This window comes from Mesorhizobium sp. Root157 (assembly GCF_001427385.1).
In the GTDB taxonomy this organism is placed as follows: domain Bacteria; phylum Pseudomonadota; class Alphaproteobacteria; order Rhizobiales; family Rhizobiaceae; genus Mesorhizobium.
In genome coordinates this window covers 22,861-39,947 of sequence record NZ_LMGJ01000003.1, presented here as the reverse complement: position 1 = coordinate 39,947, position 17,087 = coordinate 22,861, and the positions used below count along the sequence as shown (strand labels likewise).

14 protein-coding genes are annotated in these 17,087 nt (G+C 60.0%); 5 read left to right on the top strand and 9 right to left on the bottom strand.

Annotation, left to right across the window (positions count from 1 at the left end; all coding sequences use genetic code 11):
- Positions 1-33 precede the first annotated feature (33 nt).
- The gene (locus ASD64_RS03480; protein ID WP_056100758.1) at positions 34-486 is read left to right on the top strand and encodes a nucleoside deaminase; all 453 of its coding nucleotides are present in this window, start codon (positions 34-36) and stop codon (positions 484-486) included.
- Positions 487-533: 47 nt separating this feature from the next.
- On the opposite strand, the gene ASD64_RS03475 is transcribed toward ASD64_RS03480, so the two are convergent.
- The 3 genes from ASD64_RS03475 to ASD64_RS03465 form a co-directional block, all read right to left on the bottom strand.
- Positions 534-1,214 (bottom strand): hypothetical protein, encoded by a 681-nt coding sequence (locus ASD64_RS03475; protein ID WP_244480702.1) that lies wholly within the window; start codon positions 1,212-1,214, stop codon positions 534-536.
- A 170-nt stretch (positions 1,215-1,384) separates the two neighbouring features.
- Positions 1,385-4,303, bottom strand: coding sequence for an isoleucine--tRNA ligase (gene ileS, locus ASD64_RS03470; RefSeq protein WP_056100755.1), 2,919 nt, complete (start codon positions 4,301-4,303; stop codon positions 1,385-1,387).
- A gap of 266 nt (positions 4,304-4,569) precedes the next feature.
- Positions 4,570-5,370: a MipA/OmpV family protein gene (locus ASD64_RS03465; protein ID WP_413813570.1), complete on the bottom strand. Its 801-nt coding sequence runs from the start codon at positions 5,368-5,370 to the stop codon at positions 4,570-4,572.
- 193 nt (positions 5,371-5,563) lie between these two features.
- On the opposite strand from ASD64_RS03465, the gene ASD64_RS03460 reads away from it, so the two are divergent.
- Entirely contained in the window at positions 5,564-6,118 is a 555-nt protein-coding gene (locus ASD64_RS03460) for an HdeD family acid-resistance protein (RefSeq protein ID WP_056100750.1), read from the top strand.
- A gap of 11 nt (positions 6,119-6,129) precedes the next feature.
- Here the strand turns inward: ASD64_RS03460 and ASD64_RS03455 are convergent, their stop codons facing one another.
- On the bottom strand, positions 6,130-7,104 hold the full coding sequence (locus ASD64_RS03455; protein ID WP_056100747.1) for a bifunctional riboflavin kinase/FAD synthetase: 975 nt from the start codon (positions 7,102-7,104) through the stop codon (positions 6,130-6,132).
- 16 nt (positions 7,105-7,120) lie between these two features.
- The gene (locus ASD64_RS03450) at positions 7,121-7,981 is read right to left on the bottom strand and encodes a TIGR01459 family HAD-type hydrolase (RefSeq protein ID WP_056100743.1); all 861 of its coding nucleotides are present in this window, start codon (positions 7,979-7,981) and stop codon (positions 7,121-7,123) included.
- 231 nt (positions 7,982-8,212) lie between these two features.
- Between ASD64_RS03450 and ASD64_RS03445 the strand changes: the two genes are divergently transcribed.
- The 3 genes from ASD64_RS03445 (at position 8,213) to ASD64_RS03435 (ending at position 12,853) form a co-directional block, all read left to right on the top strand.
- Positions 8,213-10,126: a TadE/TadG family type IV pilus assembly protein gene (locus tag ASD64_RS03445; protein ID WP_056100742.1), complete on the top strand. Its 1,914-nt coding sequence runs from the start codon at positions 8,213-8,215 to the stop codon at positions 10,124-10,126.
- A 184-nt stretch (positions 10,127-10,310) separates the two neighbouring features.
- Positions 10,311-12,287: a pilus assembly protein gene (locus ASD64_RS03440; RefSeq protein WP_056100740.1), complete on the top strand. Its 1,977-nt coding sequence runs from the start codon at positions 10,311-10,313 to the stop codon at positions 12,285-12,287.
- A gap of 50 nt (positions 12,288-12,337) precedes the next feature.
- On the top strand, positions 12,338-12,853 hold the full coding sequence (locus tag ASD64_RS03435; RefSeq protein WP_156459991.1) for a CAP domain-containing protein: 516 nt from the start codon (positions 12,338-12,340) through the stop codon (positions 12,851-12,853).
- A 26-nt stretch (positions 12,854-12,879) separates the two neighbouring features.
- Here ASD64_RS03435 and ASD64_RS03430 read toward each other — a convergent pair whose 3' ends face one another.
- The 4 genes from ASD64_RS03430 to ASD64_RS03415 all read right to left on the bottom strand — a co-directional run bounded on the left by ASD64_RS03430 (position 12,880) and on the right by ASD64_RS03415 (position 16,798).
- Positions 12,880-14,412 carry a DHA2 family efflux MFS transporter permease subunit gene (locus tag ASD64_RS03430; RefSeq protein WP_056100737.1) on the bottom strand — a complete coding sequence of 511 codons (1,533 nt, stop codon included), beginning with the start codon at positions 14,410-14,412 and terminating at the stop codon, positions 12,880-12,882.
- Positions 14,413-14,486: 74 nt separating this feature from the next.
- Positions 14,487-15,647, bottom strand: a complete 1,161-nt coding sequence (locus tag ASD64_RS03425; protein WP_056100734.1) for an HlyD family secretion protein — start codon at positions 15,645-15,647, stop codon at positions 14,487-14,489.
- Positions 15,644-16,132: a MarR family winged helix-turn-helix transcriptional regulator gene (locus ASD64_RS03420; protein ID WP_413813569.1), complete on the bottom strand. Its 489-nt coding sequence runs from the start codon at positions 16,130-16,132 to the stop codon at positions 15,644-15,646. Before ASD64_RS03420 ends, ASD64_RS03425 begins: the two co-directional genes overlap by 4 nt.
- Positions 16,133-16,273: 141 nt before the next feature.
- The gene (locus ASD64_RS03415) at positions 16,274-16,798 is read right to left on the bottom strand and encodes an OsmC family protein (protein WP_056100731.1); all 525 of its coding nucleotides are present in this window, start codon (positions 16,796-16,798) and stop codon (positions 16,274-16,276) included.
- Between the last annotated feature and the right edge of the window lie 289 nt (positions 16,799-17,087).

The window sequence follows — 17,087 nt, the reverse complement described above, 5'->3', positions numbered from 1 at the left end:
GGGTTGCGAGGACATAATGGGAGTAGAACCGCGATGACGCGGCCGGACTTCATGGCCATTGCACTGGAGGAAGCACAAGCCGCTGCCAAGCGCGGCGAAGTGCCGGTCGGCGCGGCTATCGTCTTCAACGGCATCGTTGTGGCACAAGCGGGCAACCGTACACGCGAGCTTGCAGATCCCACCGCCCATGCGGAGCTTCTGGCGATCCGCGACGCGTGCGGCAAGCTGTCGAGCGAGCGGTTAGGCGAATGCGACCTTTACGTGACGCTGGAACCTTGCACCATGTGCGCCGCAGCAATTTCGTTTGCACGCCTGCGCCGGCTTTACTTCGGGGCAACGGACGAAAAAGGCGGTGCCATAGTCAGCGGCGTGCGCTTCTTCGCCTCACCCACCTGCCATCACGTGCCCGACATTTATGCAGGGCTTGGCGAAGTCGAGGCTGGCTCGCTGCTCAAGCAATTCTTCCTGGGATTGCGGCAGGCATAGCGTAAAAAGCGGACGCGAAACCGCTCCGTCACATTTGACCCAAGGCCTTACCAGGGCCACCAGCCAAACAGACCGCCACCCTTGCTTGCCTCTCTCTTCAGCCGGCGTTCTTTCTTGTACTCGTCCTCGCCGATATCGTTCTGTGGAGCCGTCGAGGCGGCGACACGATAGTCCAACGGTGGCTCGCTCAGAAATTTGCGCTGGGTCGGATTGCCCTGCTTGGTTTCAATCAGCCGACGCTTGACTTCTTCCCGAGCCGATTTGTTGGTGTAGGCCGCTCTTGCCGGATTGAAGTCATCGTCACCCTCTCGAGGCCCGTTTGACGGCTTCTGCACCGACACGTCATTGATGACTTCCGGCTCGAACAGGGGATTGTCCTGGTTGGCAGTCGCAGTTGCGCGGATGCGCGCCCGCCGCTGTTCTGGCGACTCGGGCCACTGCGCACTCGCCGTCTGCACGATATTGTCCTGCGGAGGCGGCAATGTACCTTTTTGGCCGGCAGCCGGCTTCACAAGCGTGGGCCGAGGCGTGTAATCGATCTTTTCCCGCGGCGGCGGCTTCAACGAAATCGCTCCGCTCACGTCTTCGGTAAGCTGCTCCATCGCCGTCTTGTCCGTCCCGTAGGTCGGCGAAGACATACAGCCCGAAAGGGCGAGGCCCGACACAGCAAGTGGCGCCAACCATGCAAGGCGCGCATGGCGTTTATCGGTGATGCCTATAAACTTCACTCTGGACGGCCCCTTGGTCGCTGCCAGCCGATGCCGGCGTATCTTGCACCGCTGTTCTAACGGAGAATCCGGCGACAATTTGTCGTCCGCAATTTCAGTTCTTTACCCGAACCCTTCATGGAGAGCAACGCGCACCGTTGGCGCGCTACCGTCCTGCGCATCTCCTGACCCTAGATCCGGCCGCTCGCCTGCAGTTCATGCAGCACAAGAGCATCGCGCGCCGAGACGTCGGGGAAGTCATTGTCGTTGCCGACGTCGTCGGTGTAGCGCCACGAGCGCGCGCACTTGCTCAGGCCGCGATCGGCCGCCTTTTCCACCACCACAGCCACGCCCTTGACGTCATCAAGGGTGAACGCGCCGGCAGGCACGCCCGCATAGGAAAAGTCGAGCCCGCTGGTGATGCTGATCTCGGCCATGTCGATCCCGGCGATCTCCTGCTCCAGCGCGGAATTGTCGAGATAGACGACTGGAACAGCCTCCAGGGACGACCCGATGACCTTGCCGGCCCGGGCAATCTCCAGTGCCCCTGTGATGACACGGCGCATCTGGCGTACCTTGCGCCACTTCTCCGCCAGCGCCTCGTCCTTCCACTGGGAAGGCACCTGCGGGAACTGCTCCAGATGGACCGACTTCGCCTCGGGATGCCGATCGAGCCACGCTTCCTCGGTAGTGAACGGCAGCATCGGCGCCAGCCATTTCACCAGGCATTCGAACAGATGGCGCACGACCTGAACCGACGCCTTGCGCTTGGTGCTCGACGGCGCTTCGCAGTAAAGCGCGTCCTTGCGGATATCGAAGTAGAAGGCCGACAACTCGACCACCATGAAATCGAGCAGCGCCCGCGTAACGCGCTTGAACTCGAAGCCGTCATAGCCGGAGCGCACCACTTCATCAAGTTCGGCCAGCCTGTGCAGCATCAGCCGCTCCAGTTCCGGCATTTCGGCAAGCGGCACTTCCTCGCCTTCGTCGTGCGCAAGCGTGCCCAGCATCCAGCGGATGGTGTTCCGCAATTTGCGGTAAGCGTCGATGTTGGTCTGCAGCACGTTCTTGCCGAGCCGCTGGTCTTCCCAATAGTCGGTCGTCATCACCCAAAGGCGCAGGATGTCGGCACCCGACTTCGCCATCACATCCTGCGGGACAACTGTGTTGCCGAGCGACTTCGACATCTTGCGGCCTTCCTCATCCATGGTGAAACCATGAGTGACGACCGTATCGTAAGGCGCCCTGCCCCTGGTGCCGCAGCTTTCCAGCAGCGAGGAATGGAACCAGCCGCGATGCTGGTCGGAACCCTCGAGATAAACGTCAGCCGGCCATTTCAGGTCCGGCCGATCCTCAAGCGTGAAGGTGTGGGTGGAGCCGGAATCGAACCAGACGTCGAGGATGTCCTTGACCATCGTCCACGGCTCATTGGCCCGGCTGCCTAGAAAACGCTCGCGCGCGCCTTCGGCAAACCAGGCGTCCGCGCCCTCCGCCTCGAAGGCCTCGACGATGCGCGCATTGACCGCCTCGTCCTTCAGCAGATTGCCGTCCATGTCCGCAAACACGACGATCGGCACACCCCAGGCGCGCTGGCGCGACAACACCCAGTCCGGGCGCTCCGCGATCATGGCGCGCAGGCGCGTCTGCCCTGCCTCGGGTACGAAGCGCGTGGCGTCGATGGCGGCCAGTGCACGGCTGCGCAGCGTGGTGCCGTCGCCAAGCTCCTTGTCCATGTGGACGAACCATTGCGGCGTGTTGCGGAAGATCACCGGCTTCTTCGAGCGCCAGCTATGCGGATAGGAATGCTTGAACCGTCCCCGCGCAAACAGCGCATTGCGCTTGATCAGTTCGTCGATGACGGCCTGGTTCGCATTACCCTTCTTGCCATTGTCATCGATGACACGAGCAGATCCACCCTCTCGATCCGGCCCGAAACCCGGCGCATCCTTGGTCAGGAACCCGGCGTCGTCCACCGTGAACGGAATGGCGGTGTCGATACCGCGCTCGCGCAGATCCTTCGCTGAGTCCATCCAGGCGTCGAAGTCCTCACGGCCGTGACCCGGGGCGGTGTGAACGAAACCGGTGCCGGCATCGTCGGTAACATGGTCGCCGGGAAGCATCGGCACAGTGAAATGATAGCCGCCGCCGAAGCCCATGAAAGGATGAGAAAGCGTAATAGCTTCAAGTTCTTGCCCTGACACGCCGCGAACGCGGTTCATCGTCAGCTTGGCTTTCAGAGCGGATTCTTCCGCCAGCGCGTCGGCAAAGATCAATTTTTCACCGGGTCGCGGACCGAAGTCGTTCTCGGCTGCGGTTACCTCATAGAGACCGTAGTTTATCCGGGGCGAGAAATTCACGGCCCGGTTGCCGGGGATCGTCCACGGCGTTGTCGTCCAGATGACGACATGGGCGCCTTCCAGATTGGTGGATTGGGCGACCGGGAATTTCACCCAGATCGTGTCGCTCTCGTAGTCCTGGTACTCGACTTCGGCTTCGGCCAGCGCGGTGCGCTCGACCACGGACCACATAACCGGCTTGGAGCCGCGATAAAGCTGCCCCGACATGGCGAATTTCAGCAACTCGCCCGCGATCCGCGCCTCGGCGTGAAAATTCATCGTCGTGTAGGGGTTCTTAAAATCGCCGATGACGCCAAGCCGCTGGAACTCCGCGCCTTGCACCCCGATCCAGTGCGCGGCGAACTCCCGGCATTCCTTGCGGAATTCGTTGACCGGCACCTCGTCCTTGTTCTTGCCCTTGGCACGGTACTGTTCCTCGATCTTCCACTCGATCGGCAGGCCATGGCAATCCCAGCCGGGCACGTAGTTGGAATCGAAGCCGCGCATCTGGAACGAACGAGTGATGACGTCCTTGAGTATCTTGTTCAGCGCGTGCCCGATATGGATGTTGCCATTGGCATAGGGCGGCCCGTCATGCAGCACATATTTGGTGCGTCCGGCCGCGTCTGCGCGCAGCCGCTTGTAAAGGTCCATTTCCTGCCAGCGCTTGACCAGCAGCGGTTCCTTTTCCGGCAGCCCGGCGCGCATCGGAAACTCCGTCTGCGGCAGGTAGAGTGTCTTTGAATAATCGATCGTTTCCGTGGTGTCGTTCATCAGTTCGCCATATGGATTGCCCGGCCGGAACCGGCCTCGGGCGTTGACCTATCATGTTCTGGAAAAAGCGCGAGAGGCACGCGCCACGATTCCCGGCGACTCCGGCGGCTGAGGCGCACCTCAGGCCGCCCGGAACACCGGGCTGCTAATTCGTATCGCGAGCGCGATATGACGCGTTGGATGGGTCATCGCGGCGCTTCTACCTGATGATCGGCGAAGAATAAAGTGCTGCCTGCGGGTCGCGGCCGTCAAATCGGCCACCCGGATCACATGGAGAAATCGAAACGGTAGCTGGTCGAGACGCCGATCGTGAACTGATCGCGAGAACCACGTTCCTGCACCAGACTGGAATCGGCCGCCGGGCCCGCCAGGCGCGAATATTCGCCGAACAGGCTGGCCGTGATCGGATCGGTGACCTTCCAAGTGATGGCCCCGCCTACGCCCGTGGACTTGATGCCCCCACCGGGATGGTATTCGCTTAGTGTCGAGGCAACGGATTCCGCTGCACTGACACCGTAGTAGGCATCGAAGTATTTGGATGAGGCGATCGATATGCGCGGTCCGCCTGAGATGCGCACTTCTGGCGTGACGTCGTAGAACGCATCGGCGGCGATATCGGCAACGAAACCGCTGTGGGAACGGATACCGTGTCGCAATTCACCACGCAACCGCATCCAATCGAGCGGATAGACTTCGAAGAAACCGCCCACCTCGCCTCCCCAGCGTACCGGATCGAGGCCACGCAGTTCATCGGCATCGTTGTCGCGACCCCAAAGGAACTTCCCGGTCAGGCCGGCGCGCACATTGCCGTCGTCGATCAAGGCCAGCGAGATGTTGTCGTTGCGCGAGGAAAAGCGCACCGCGCTGCCAGCCTTTCCAAGCGAAATGATCGGCGTGGCGCTGACAAGGTATTTCTTGCCGCCTTCGAAATTCGGCGCGACCAGTCCTGTTGCGCCGAGTGTCAAATACCAATCGCCGGACAGCCACCCGCCAAGGCCTTCACCAGCGGTTGCGCTTGTCGTGACACCAAACAGCACTGCTGCCGCAAGCGCGGAAATTGTTCTCATCGGATGCATGCCTCGCCGTTACGCCTGACAATGGGAGCAGGACAACTCTTGCGCGAAGGTCGGTAAAATTTGATTTAAACACGCAGCGCACCAACTCTGTCATGGTGACGAATTAAACCTCCTGCGCTGGACCGACGTAGCTGCACGCGCTAGTTTCAATGCTGCTGGTTTGAAACGTCTCTGGAGTGGCGACATGACTTTTCAGAACGACAGGCTCAAGAATGCCATTGGCGAGGCGCGCGACAAGTGGGGATGGTTCGTGGCGCTGGGCGTCATCCTGCTCATTCTCGGCGGCATCGCCTTTGCCAACCTTGTCGTCGCCACGGTGGCTTCGGTTTATTTCGTCGGATGGCTGATGCTGATCTCCGGCATTATCGAGATCGTCCATGCTTTCGGCGTCAAGACCTGGGGGCGCTTCTTCTACTGGCTGGCAAGCGGCCTGCTTTATGCGTTCGCCGGCTTTTTTGCCTTTTACAATCCCCTGCTTGCCTCGGCCGTGCTCACATTCCTGCTGGCAGTCGCTCTGGTGGCATCAGGAGCATTGAGGGCCTGGGTTGGCTACCAGCATCGCGAGCAACGCGGCTCTGGCTGGATCATCACGGCTGGCGTGGTCACCATGCTCGCCGGGCTTGTCATTGCCATGGGCTGGCCCGTCAACAGCCTGTGGATTCTTGGCCTGTTCCTTGCGGTCGACCTGTTTTTCCAGGGATGGACTTTCGTCGCCTTCGGGCTGGCGCTGAAGAGATAGCGCCGCATTGCTCAAAAGGCGATCATGGCGTCCAGTTCCGATAAGGGCCTGACGCCCGCCAACAACGCCCTCGCCTCGGCCTCGTCGCGCTTCATCTGCGCGACGAGCGCCTCGAGCCCGTCGAATTTTTCCTCTCCGCGCAGATAGCCGAAGAAATGAACGTCGCAGACCTCGCCATAGAGATCGCTCGAGAAATCGAACAGAAACGTCTCAAGCAGCGGCGCCCCATTGTCGTCCACGGTCGGGCGACGGCCGAAGCTTGCAACCGCATCGTGCAGTGTTCCATCGGCCCTTCGGAAGCGCACCGCATAGATGCCTTCCTTCAAAGCCGTATCAGCCGGCAGACGCATGTTGGCGGTCGGGAAACCGAGTGTGCGACCAAGCTTCTGCCCTCCGATCACTTCGCCCTGAACGGTAAAACGATAGCCGAGCAGCCCGCCTGCCTGCACGGCATCGCCTTCGGCCAGCAGCGAGCGGATGCGGCTCGACGAGACGATGCTTGCGTCCTCGTCTCGGAACGCATCGACCAAGGTTACCTCGAAACCATAGCGCTTGCCGGCATCCATCAGATAGGCCGGTCCACCTTGCCGGTCCTTGCCGAAATGAAAATTGAAACCGGTGACGACATGGCCGATGCCGAGGTTCTCCTCCAGAATTGCCGTCACGAAGGTTTCGGCCGACTTCGTCGCGAATTCGCGCGTAAACGCCTGCTCGACAACAGCGGCAAATCCCAGCTTGGCAAGCAGTTTCGCCTTCATTTTCGGCGGCGTCAGCACAAATAGCGGTTCGTCCGGCCGGAACACCTTGCGCGGATGCGGCTCGAAGGTCAGCACCAAGGCCGGAACGCCCAGCTTTTCAGCTTCCCCCAGCGCACGGCCGAGCACAGCCTGATGGCCGCGATGGACACCATCGAAATTGCCGATTGCCACAACGCCGCCCCTGAGGCTTTCGGGCAGCCGTTGATTTCCCGGGAGGCGGACACACATCCTGGCGATGTCCGTGCTAGCGAAGCCTCGGCATGACCGCCACGGGGCGGTAGCCGTGTTTGCCAAGGAATGCGGCAAGCAGGTTCGGGTCAGGCGCCAACGGATCGCCATAGTCGCGGGCGTGGATGCCGCCCGAGACATAAAGCACGTCGAACCCATTGTCAGACGCGCCCTTGATGTCGGTCATCATGCCATCCCCGATGGCCAGCACCTCGCTGCGGTCAAGATCACGCCCGATAATCTGCGACGCTGCTTTCAGCGCGGCCCGATAAATGGGCGCATGCGGCTTGCCGGCGATCAAGGTGCGCCCGCCAAGCTGGCTGTAGTCGCGTGCCAGCGCACCGGCGCACCAGATCAGGCGCTCTCCACGCTCCACCACGATATCGGGATTGACGCAGATGAACGGCAGATTGCGGGACCGGAGCCGGAAAAGCATATCCTTGTAATCTTCCGGCGTTTCCGTCTCGTCGTCGAACAGTCCGGTACAGACAATCGCTTGCGCCTCGAATTCCTCGACCAGTTCGACGTCGAGCCCGTCATAGATGTTGGCGTCGCGGTCGGGTCCGAGATGGAAGACTTTCCTCGGTCCCTCAGCGATCAGGTCGCGCGTCACGTCGCCTGAACTCACCACCTTGTCGAAGCAGCCATCCGGCACGCCGATGAGGCGCATCTGGGCAATCACGTCGGCGCTGAGCCGCGGCGAGTTGGTGATCATGACCACCGCAAGCCCTTCCGCGCGTGCCTGTTCCAGTGCTGCGGCGGCTGCCGGAAAATGTGTCTCGCCATTGTGCACGACGCCCCACACATCACACAGCAACGCTGCATAGCGCGTCGATATCTTGTCGAACGAAGCAATTATCCCGGAGTGCACCGTCATGTCGTTTCCCGAACCTGTCGCTGGAATTGTCTCGGTCGATCGCCGTTGTGAGGCTCGAATTAGCCGATGAGCCCGGCACTGTCACCAGCTTTCCTCTCCGGAGAGGCCACGTCGTGGTTAACCGGACGGAAATGTCGCGCCTCATTTTGCTGGGTTTCCACGAACCTGAAATTTAGCTGTTTCTGTCATCTTACCGCTGCGAATTGGGCTTGGCAGGGGGTCACGAAGCCGATGTTCCACAAATTCCGGAAAGATACGCGCGGCAACTATGCCCTTATAACGGCGCTCGTAATGGCGCCATTGATGGGGGCTTTGGCGATCGCCATCGACTATACCGAACTGTCGCGTCAGCGGCTCGATACGCGCAACGCGCTCGACGCGGCCAACATTGCCACGGCCCGCCAGATCCAGGCTGGGGCAAACGAAACCGAAGCGAAGGCCTACGCCAAGGATTTTTACCTAGCCAATCTTCGCCACGTCAGTCCAAGCAAGACCGAGCTCTTCGTTACCCTGCCTGACAGAAGCACCGGCGGCGGCGAAATGCGCATGTGCGCGAGTCTGGTCTACTCGCCCTATTTCCTCCCGGCGGCGGCAAAACTGATCGGCAAGGAATCCAGCGACTTCGATTTTTCCATCTGCTCGGAAGTCCGGCTCAAGAATACCCTGGAGGTGGCATTGGTGCTCGACAATTCGGGCTCCATGACAACCAAGGGCTCCGGTACCGGGCAGCAGCGCCTGGCTCTCCTGAAAGCCGCAGCCAAGCAACTCGTCGAACAGATGTCCATCGAAGCCAAGCAGATGAAGCAGGTGGACAAGCCGATTCAATTCTCGCTCGTCCCTTTCGCCGCTTCGGTCAATGTAGGCTCGCAATACCGCGACGCGAGCTGGATGGATACGAAAGGCATATCTCCCATTCATCACGAAAATTTCGACTGGTCCTCGATGACCAAGAACAACTCGCCGTTCGCGGACAAATATGTCGAGAAGGTCGGGGATATCTGGTACAAACGCGGCAAGAACTGGGGGCTGACCGAGGATCATGAAATGACCCGGTTCAGCCTCTACGATGATATTATCTACGAATCGAGCCGCACGACCTCCGGCGGCAAGTACGTGTATGGCACGAGCCCATACACCAGTTGGGCCGGTTGCATCGAAGCTCGCCCCTACCCGTACAATGCCAGCGACTTCGCGCCGTCGACCTCAACGCCGGCGTCGATGTTCGTACCGATGTTCGCTCCTGACGAAGCAGGAACGGTATGGAGGGATTTCAATCGCGACGGCAACAACGATGTCAGCAGTGCGTCTTATAGCTACAGCAACAACTGGTGGATGGATTGGAACGAATACGCCAGTTGGGCGAAAATCAGCGGAAGCGGCCAAGATGTCAGGCAGCGCCAGCGTGACATGCGCAAATACTTCGTGACCAAGCCCTACAACTCCTCATCTGCGAATTCCGACAGAACTCCGAACTATTCCTGCACCACCACACCGATCACCCCTATGCAGGATTTGCAGAAAGATGCCGAGAAAACCACGCTGACCACTGCCATCGACGCGATGCAGGCCGACGGAAATACCAACGTTCCTGAAGGCATGGCCTGGGGTTGGCGCACGGTATCGAGTGCCGAACCTTTCACGCGAGGCAGATCGGAAGTCGAACGCGGCAACGACAAGATCATCATTGTCCTGACGGACGGCGCCAACACCTATTCGCCCGATGACGATTCAAGCTACGCCAATAACAGGTCGACCTACGCCGCCTATGGCTACACGGGCGTCAAATACCTTGACACCGGCATGACACGCCTTTTCCTCAACACAAGCTCGGACGTCAAAAAGTCCACGCACACGTCGAGCAACTTCACCGCCGCGCTCGATGAGCAGATGCAGATGCTGTGCAAGAACGCCAAGAATTCCAACATCATCGTCATGACGGTGTCACTTGATCTTCTGGAATCGAAATCTGCCGAGAAAAAAGCGATCAACGCATTGAAGGACTGCGCGTCTGAATCGCGCTTCCGCAAGGATCCCTCGGATCCCAACAAGCCGGCGAAGCTGTTCTGGAACGCTACGGGAGCAACGCTCTCCGACGATTTCAGGGAAATCGCCGACGAATTGTCGAACCTGCGCATCGTAAGCTGATCATCGCCGACGGATGTCGACTGCCCCGCCGCCTGGCGGGGTTTTTCTTTCCTGCAGCTATCCGATTGGTTAACAGGCCCTGAAGTCCGATCGTGCAAATCAATCGTCGGCCAACACTGGTCTTTCAGCATTTGCTGACACAATGAACGCCTGACATATCCATCCGGCGGGGGCCGCAACCATCATGCCTGCACTTTGGCGTACGTTCTGCAGCGACACACGCGGCAACTACGCTCTCATGACGGTAATCGCCCTGTTGCCGATCATGGGCGCCGTCGCACTTGCGGTGGACTACAGCGAGATGGTGCGCCAGAAGCAGATCGTCACCAACGCGCTCGATGCCGCCAATATCGCAACAGCCAGGCGCATCGTGGAGGGTGCGACGGACGATCAATTGCGCGCCTATGCGCTGGATTTCTTCCACGCCAACCTGAACGGCGTCGATCCGGGCAACACGGCCTTGAGCGTCAAGCTCCCGGATAGCACTGCGGGTGGCGGCACGCTCAAGCTAACCGCAAACCTGAACTACAAACCTTATTTTTATCCGGCTTTCGCTCGAATGGCGGGCGAGGACGCCGAAACGGCGAACCGCAAGATCTCCTTCGGCGTCGATTCGGAAGTGCGCCTGAAGAACACGCTGGAAGTTGCCCTGGTGCTCGACAATTCCGGTTCGATGTCCAATTACGGCACCGGCTCGGGACAGCGGCGCATCGACCTGCTCAAGGATGCCTCCAAACAGTTGGTCGATACGCTTGCACTCCAGGCAAACCAGATCAAGCAGGTGGACAAGCCCGTGCAGTTCGGGCTGGTGCCGTTTGCCGCCTCGGTCAATGTCGGTCCGCAGAACGATGGCAGTTCCTGGATCGACATCGCTGGCCTGTCGCCGGTCCACAATGAGAATTTCGACTGGTCGACGTTGTCGGCGCCGGACAAACACGCAACCAAGGATGGTTTCGGCATCTGGCGCAAGGCAGGAACCGGCTGGGGATCTGAAGAGGGCGAGATGCTCACGCGCTTCTCGCTCTACAAGGACATGAAGGTCGTCACCAGCCATGAGCGCGTCGACGGCAGCGAGCGCGTGGTCTGTGACAAATACCGCTGGAACAACACCTGCGAGCGCAGCCATAAGGAATACGACTATGTCGATTCCTATGGACCCTTTGCCAGTTGGCAAGGCTGTATCGAGGCTCGCCCCTACCCCTACAATATAGACGATAGCGCGGCATCCGGCGGCCCGAACAACACGGGCGTCGGCTTTGGCGATCCTGCCACCATGTTCGTACCGATGTTTGCCCCGGACGAGCCGGGAAACCATTGGAAGCTGACGCAAGATCCCGATGAATCCGCACCCAAGACCTATAGTGCTACCAATAGTTGGTGGAACGACGACCCATCCAGCACGACGGGCAAGACACGCCAGAACAATATGGCGAAATACTTCCAGGCCAGGTCGTACGATGCGCCCGTCCTCAAAACCGGCGCCGGCCCCAACTACAGTTGCACCACGAAGCCGCTGACGCCGCTTACCAACGTCACGACGCCGGAAGGTCTCGAGACGATCAAGACTGCCATCGACGGCATGATCGCCAATGGCAACACCGATGTTCCGGAAGGCATGGCCTGGGGATGGCGCTTGGTGTCCAGCACGGAACCTTTCGCGCAGGGTCGTGCTGAAACGGAAAAAGGCAACGACAAGGTCGTCATCGTGCTGACCGACGGCGAGAATACCTATTCGGTACCCGGCAACGATCCCGCCGGCAACAAGTCGACCTATGCGGCCTATGGCTATACTGGCGTTGGCTACAATGGCACCGCCACGACGCGCCTGTTTTCAGGCACGTCCGGTGCAATCGGCACGCTCAACTATACGAACAGCAACTATACCAACGCGCTGAATGAACAGCTGACCAAGCTGTGCGACAACGCCAAGGCCGCCAAGATCATTGTCATGACCGTGGCGCTCGACCTGTCCACAACCAAGACTAGCGAAAACAAAGCCATCGAAGCCCTCAAGGCATGCGCCTCGGAATCACGCTTCCGCAAGGATTCGAGCGATCCGAGCAAGCCGGCCAAGTTGTTTTGGAACGCCACCGGCGCATCGCTATCGAAGGATTTCGAGGAAATCGGCAACGAACTGTCGAACCTGCGCATCATCAGTTAGCGCCCTGCCCGCCAAAAGCCATGATCGCCTGCCTATCAGGCGACATGAGCATGACCGGCATCGATTCCAAAGACCTGGCTTCCAACACGGCTTTCCATCAGGAGCGCCGCACCTTCATCATAGGTCTAGGCCTTCTTACGGTCCTGGCCGGTTGCGGCACCGTGGCGCCGATAGGCTCCGGAGCCGGGGCCTCGAATTCCGCCGCCGATACGCTGGGTCGCATCCGCAGCGCAGCAGGACGATCCGGGCTAGCTCCCGACAACCAATTGGAACGGGCCGCGTTGCAGCAAGCAGGTTATATGGCCGGTGCCAAGCGCATGACGCATACCACCGGTTGGCGCAAGGATTTCGCCTCGCGCGTCGACGGAAATGACATCAAGGGAGCAGCGGCAGAAAACATTGCCGAAGGGCGCATGGATATTCGCAGGCTGTTCGAGATGTGGATGGATTCTCCGCCCCACCGGCGCAATATTCTGGATGCCCGTTTCACCCGCTTCGGCCTTGCCTATGTCCGCGATGGCAAAAACCCGGAGTGGCGCTACTGGGCGCTGTTGTTGGGCAAGTGAAGCAATAGAGGTTAGGCGACACTCTCCTAATCCATATGCGCTGCGGGGGCGGCGCCCGCCGGTGCATATTGCGGCCGGCGCAACAGGAACACCAATGGCAGCGCCAGCAGCGTCACCATCATCATCAGCTTGAAATCATTGACGTAGGAAATCATCAGCGACTGGACGTTGATGAGACCATTGAGTTGCGAAAGCGCGGCAGGGTCTCCCAGCGCTGCGCCGGGCGACGCGCTCCAGAGATTGGGGTTATAAGGATTGATCCCCGCTGCCAGTTCACCGTGATTGATCTGGGCATTGCGAGTCAGCATCACTGTCACGATCGAAATGCCGATCGACGAACCGATATTGCGCACCAGGCTGAACAGTGCCGTGGCGTCCGTGCGATAACGCGCATCGAGCGTGGCGAAAGCGACCGTGGACAAGGGCACGAACACCAGCCCAAGCCCCAGGCCCTGGATCACCCCGGTAGTAATGATCGGCCAATCGTCCATCTGCGGTGAGAATCCGGACATGTCGTAAAGCGAATAGGCAGTCAGAAGCAGGCCGGTGACGACCAGCATGCGCGGATCGACGACGCGCACAAGCCGGCCGACCAGAAGCATCGAAATCATCGTGCCGACGCCTCGCGGAGCCATAACCATGCCCGTCGTTATAGTCGGATAACCGAAAACCACAGAGAGCATCGGCGGCAGCAGCGCCAAGCTTGCCAGCAATATCACGCCGATGACGAAGATGAAGACCAGCCCGGTCGCGAAATTGCGATCTAGGAAAATTTTGGGGTCGATAAACGCATGCTTGGCCGTGACCATATGAACGATGAAGATCCAGAAGCCGGTAATGGCCAGGCCGAACTCGATCCATATCTCGACCGCGGCGAACCAGTCCACTTCCGCGCCGCGATCCAGCATGAGTTGCAACGCGCCGACGCCCAGCGACAGCATGGCAAAGCCGAAGAAGTCGAACCCGCGCGCCCGCTTTGCAACGCTTGGCAGATAGGCAGCACAGCCAAGAAAGGCGACGATGCCCACCGGCAGGTTGATGAAGAACACCCAGCGCCAGTTGAAACTTTCGGTCAGCCAGCCACCGAGCGTCGGCCCGATGATCGGCCCCACCATGATGCCGGCGCCCCATATGGCCATCGCCTGTCCGTGGCGCTCGCGCGGGTTGATGTCGAGCAGGAAGGTTTGCGACAACGGCACGATCGCCGCGCCGAATACGCCCTGGAGCAAACGGAAGGCAACCATGCTTTCCAGGCTCCAGGCAACGCCACACAGCATCGAGCAGACGACGAATCCCACCACCGAGGCCAGGAACAGTTGCTTGCGGCCGAGATGGTCCGACAACCACCCGGTAACCGGCGTCATGATCGCCGCCGCCACGATATAGGAGGTGAGCACCCAGTTGATCGTGTCCTGCGACGCGCCGAGGTCGCCCGTCATCGATGGCAAGGCGACGTTGGCGATGGTCGTGTCGAGCACCTGCATGATGGTCGCCAGCATGATCGAAAATGTGATCAGGCCGCGATGCGGCACCTCGCGATGGGTCTCACCCTGTGACATGGGTTCGCGCTTCCGAAACTCTGTGGATACGAAATCAGCCCGGCCGTCCGGTCTTCAGTTCGGCCTGCCGTCGATCACTCGGCCGCGACCGCGTGACCAAATATATGCGGCAGGCCGCGCGACACGCCCGTGTCCACGCTGACCGTCGCGCTCATGCCGGTACGCAGCGCCAGTTTGGCGTCTTCGTCCGTGAATTTGATGCGGACCGGAATGCGCTGGGTAACCTTCACCCAGTTGCCGGTGGCGTTCTGCGCCGGCAATAATGAGAACTCCGCCCCAGTGCCGGCGCCGATCGCCTCAACTGTCGCCTCGAAGGTGCGGCCCGGATAGGTGTCGAGCACCACCTCGGCCTTCTGGCCCGGCTTCATATGGGTAAGTTGCGTTTCCTTGAAGTTCGCGTCGATCCAGGTGTCGCCGGTCTCAACCAGCGCAAACAGCGGCGTACCCACACCGACGAACTGTCCGACCTTGAATGACGACGCCTGGTAGACAATGCCATCCGCGGGTGCGCGCACCGTCGTCTGGGCAAGTTCATAGGCGGCCTGGTCGCGCGCGGCGAGCGCCGCCAACACGGTCGGATGCCGGTCGGTTGCAATGTCGGGATCGCCCCCGAGCGCTGCCTTGGCGCTGGCGATGCCCTGTTCGGCCACGGCCTGCTGCTGGCGTGCCTTGTCGAGGTCGTTGCGCGCCTCGTCCAGCGACGACTTCGCACTGATGCCCTTCTTCGACAGGTCGGTCGCGCGATCGAATTGCGACTGCAGGTAGTCGACTTCGCTCGAAGCCACCCGTTCCTGCGACGTCGCCTGATTGTAGGCCGCGCGCAACTGCTCGACATTGAGCCTTGCACCCGCAACCGCGGCTTCGGCTCGCGCCAGCGCAATCCGATAGGGCTCGGGGTCAATGGCAAAAAGCTCGTCGCCCTTCTTCACCGCCTGGTTGTCGTTGACATCGACTTTGACGATGCGGCCCGCGGTGTCGGCGGCAATGGATACCCGCGCCTGGCGCAGGTTGGCATTCTCGGTTTCCTGGTAACGGCCACCTGTCACCCACACATAGCCACCGGCCACGGCAAGCAGGAGCGGTAGCGAGACCATCCATACGAAGCGATTCGATGGGCGACCGCGCTTGGCCTTTTCCGCAAGCGGATGCGACATGGCGGAGGCGGACACCTGCGCCGCCGGAGATTCCATTTCCAGCTTGGTCGCGTTGTCATCAACTTTCGTCACTGCGTTCATTGTGCGGTGCTTTCCAGTTTGTTCGTTTGCTTGCATGACATGGCTTCGTCATCCGACAAGTTTTCGACCAGCCCTCGCAACCCCTTGATCAATGCGCGCCTGTCGTCATCGGACATGCCGGTAAGTGCTTCCTCGTAAACCTCGCCAGCCAAGCCCTTTACCTGGGCGTAAGCCTTAAGGGCCTTCGGCGTCGGGAAGATCGTGCGAACACGGCGGTCGGACGCATCGGCGCGGCGCTCGATCCAGCCCCCCTCTTCCATACGATCGATCAGTCGTGAAACGCTGATAGGCTCGATTTCAAGCAGTTCGGCCAGTCTGGCCTGGGCAACACCCTCTTCCTTGGTGACCCTGACCATCAGGCGCCACTGTGCTGCCGACAGACCCATTCCGCTGGCGCGCGCCTCGAATCGCTTGCGCATCAGCCGTGCTGCGTCATGGATTAGAAATCCTAGCCTTTCAGTGCCTTCCGTAATCATGAGCGGCATATATAATAAGCGTGCTTATCTTTCAAGATACTGCATCGCACAAACGTAGAAATTTATGATGGTGGCTCGACCAATATCGTCACCGAACAAAAAAGGCCGGGCAAATGGCCCGGCCTCAATAAACAAGCGCTTGGAACGAATCTATTCCGCAGCGATCTGCGCAGTTTCGGTTCGAAGGCTGAGATTGACTGGCGTCGGATTGCGAAGGATGTCCAGCACAGGGCAGTGCCGATCCACTGTCTCCTTCAGCCGAGCGATATCCTGTTGCGAGGCTGGGCTGTCGATGATGACCTCGGCGTTGATCTGCTGGTATCCAGGCCGGACATTCCGATCCACGTTGAAGAAGCCGCGCAGGTCGATGCTGCCGCTCAACTGAACGGAAACACCTGTCAACGGAATGCCAAGTGCATCGGCATAGAGCCGGTACGTGATTTCCTGGCATGACCCCAGTGCTGCCAGAATGTATTCGACGGGGTTGGGAGCCGAGTCCTGACCACCTAGAGCCGGCGGCTCGTCGACACCAACGTCGAACTGGCGCACCGCCACATTGCTACGGAACCCATCGGCAAGCTGTGAACGGGCCTCGAATACGACCTGCGCCTGCGAGGCGTCGGCGCCGAGCGCTGCATTGGTTTGGTCGAATACATCCTTGAAACGAAAACTCATCGAAATTCCTCACTATCCTTCGGCGTGAATGCCCAGCGTGCGAGTTTCGCTCGCCTGACCGCGCTTAAGAAGGAAAGTGCAAACTGCCGGAGCGCCGAAACGAGGCCGCGTGTTTCATTGTTCTGGCCGCATGGAGAACGAAAATCCGCCCTCGTTACGCGACTGGCGTATTTTTCTTCGCGCCTGATCTCCCCCGCCTCCTTGACTCGCACGGGAGGCAAGACTATTTCAGCGGCACGTTAGCACTCGCCTATCAGGAGTGCTAACCAAAGTCCGGCATCGCCGGATA

Bases quoted from the DNA above. Each gene is read 5' to 3' on its own strand.
- ASD64_RS03480 (WP_056100758.1), top strand. From the start codon at position 34: ATGACGCGGCCGGACTTCATGGCCATTGCACTGGAGGAAGCACAAGCC.
- ileS (WP_056100755.1), bottom strand. From the start codon at position 4,303: ATGAACGACACCACGGAAACGATCGATTATTCAAAGACACTCTACCTG.
- ASD64_RS03465 (WP_413813570.1), bottom strand. From the start codon at position 5,370: ATGAGAACAATTTCCGCGCTTGCGGCAGCAGTGCTGTTTGGTGTCACG.
- ASD64_RS03460 (WP_056100750.1), top strand. From the start codon at position 5,564: ATGACTTTTCAGAACGACAGGCTCAAGAATGCCATTGGCGAGGCGCGC.
- ASD64_RS03455 (WP_056100747.1), bottom strand. From the start codon at position 7,104: ATGTGTGTCCGCCTCCCGGGAAATCAACGGCTGCCCGAAAGCCTCAGG.
- ASD64_RS03450 (WP_056100743.1), bottom strand. From the start codon at position 7,981: ATGACGGTGCACTCCGGGATAATTGCTTCGTTCGACAAGATATCGACG.
- ASD64_RS03445 (WP_056100742.1), top strand. From the start codon at position 8,213: ATGTTCCACAAATTCCGGAAAGATACGCGCGGCAACTATGCCCTTATA.
- ASD64_RS03440 (WP_056100740.1), top strand. From the start codon at position 10,311: ATGCCTGCACTTTGGCGTACGTTCTGCAGCGACACACGCGGCAACTAC.
- ASD64_RS03435 (WP_156459991.1), top strand. From the start codon at position 12,338: ATGACCGGCATCGATTCCAAAGACCTGGCTTCCAACACGGCTTTCCAT.
- ASD64_RS03430 (WP_056100737.1), bottom strand. From the start codon at position 14,412: ATGTCACAGGGTGAGACCCATCGCGAGGTGCCGCATCGCGGCCTGATC.
- ASD64_RS03425 (WP_056100734.1), bottom strand. From the start codon at position 15,647: ATGAACGCAGTGACGAAAGTTGATGACAACGCGACCAAGCTGGAAATG.
- ASD64_RS03420 (WP_413813569.1), bottom strand. From the start codon at position 16,132: ATGCCGCTCATGATTACGGAAGGCACTGAAAGGCTAGGATTTCTAATC.
- ASD64_RS03415 (WP_056100731.1), bottom strand. From the start codon at position 16,798: ATGAGTTTTCGTTTCAAGGATGTATTCGACCAAACCAATGCAGCGCTC.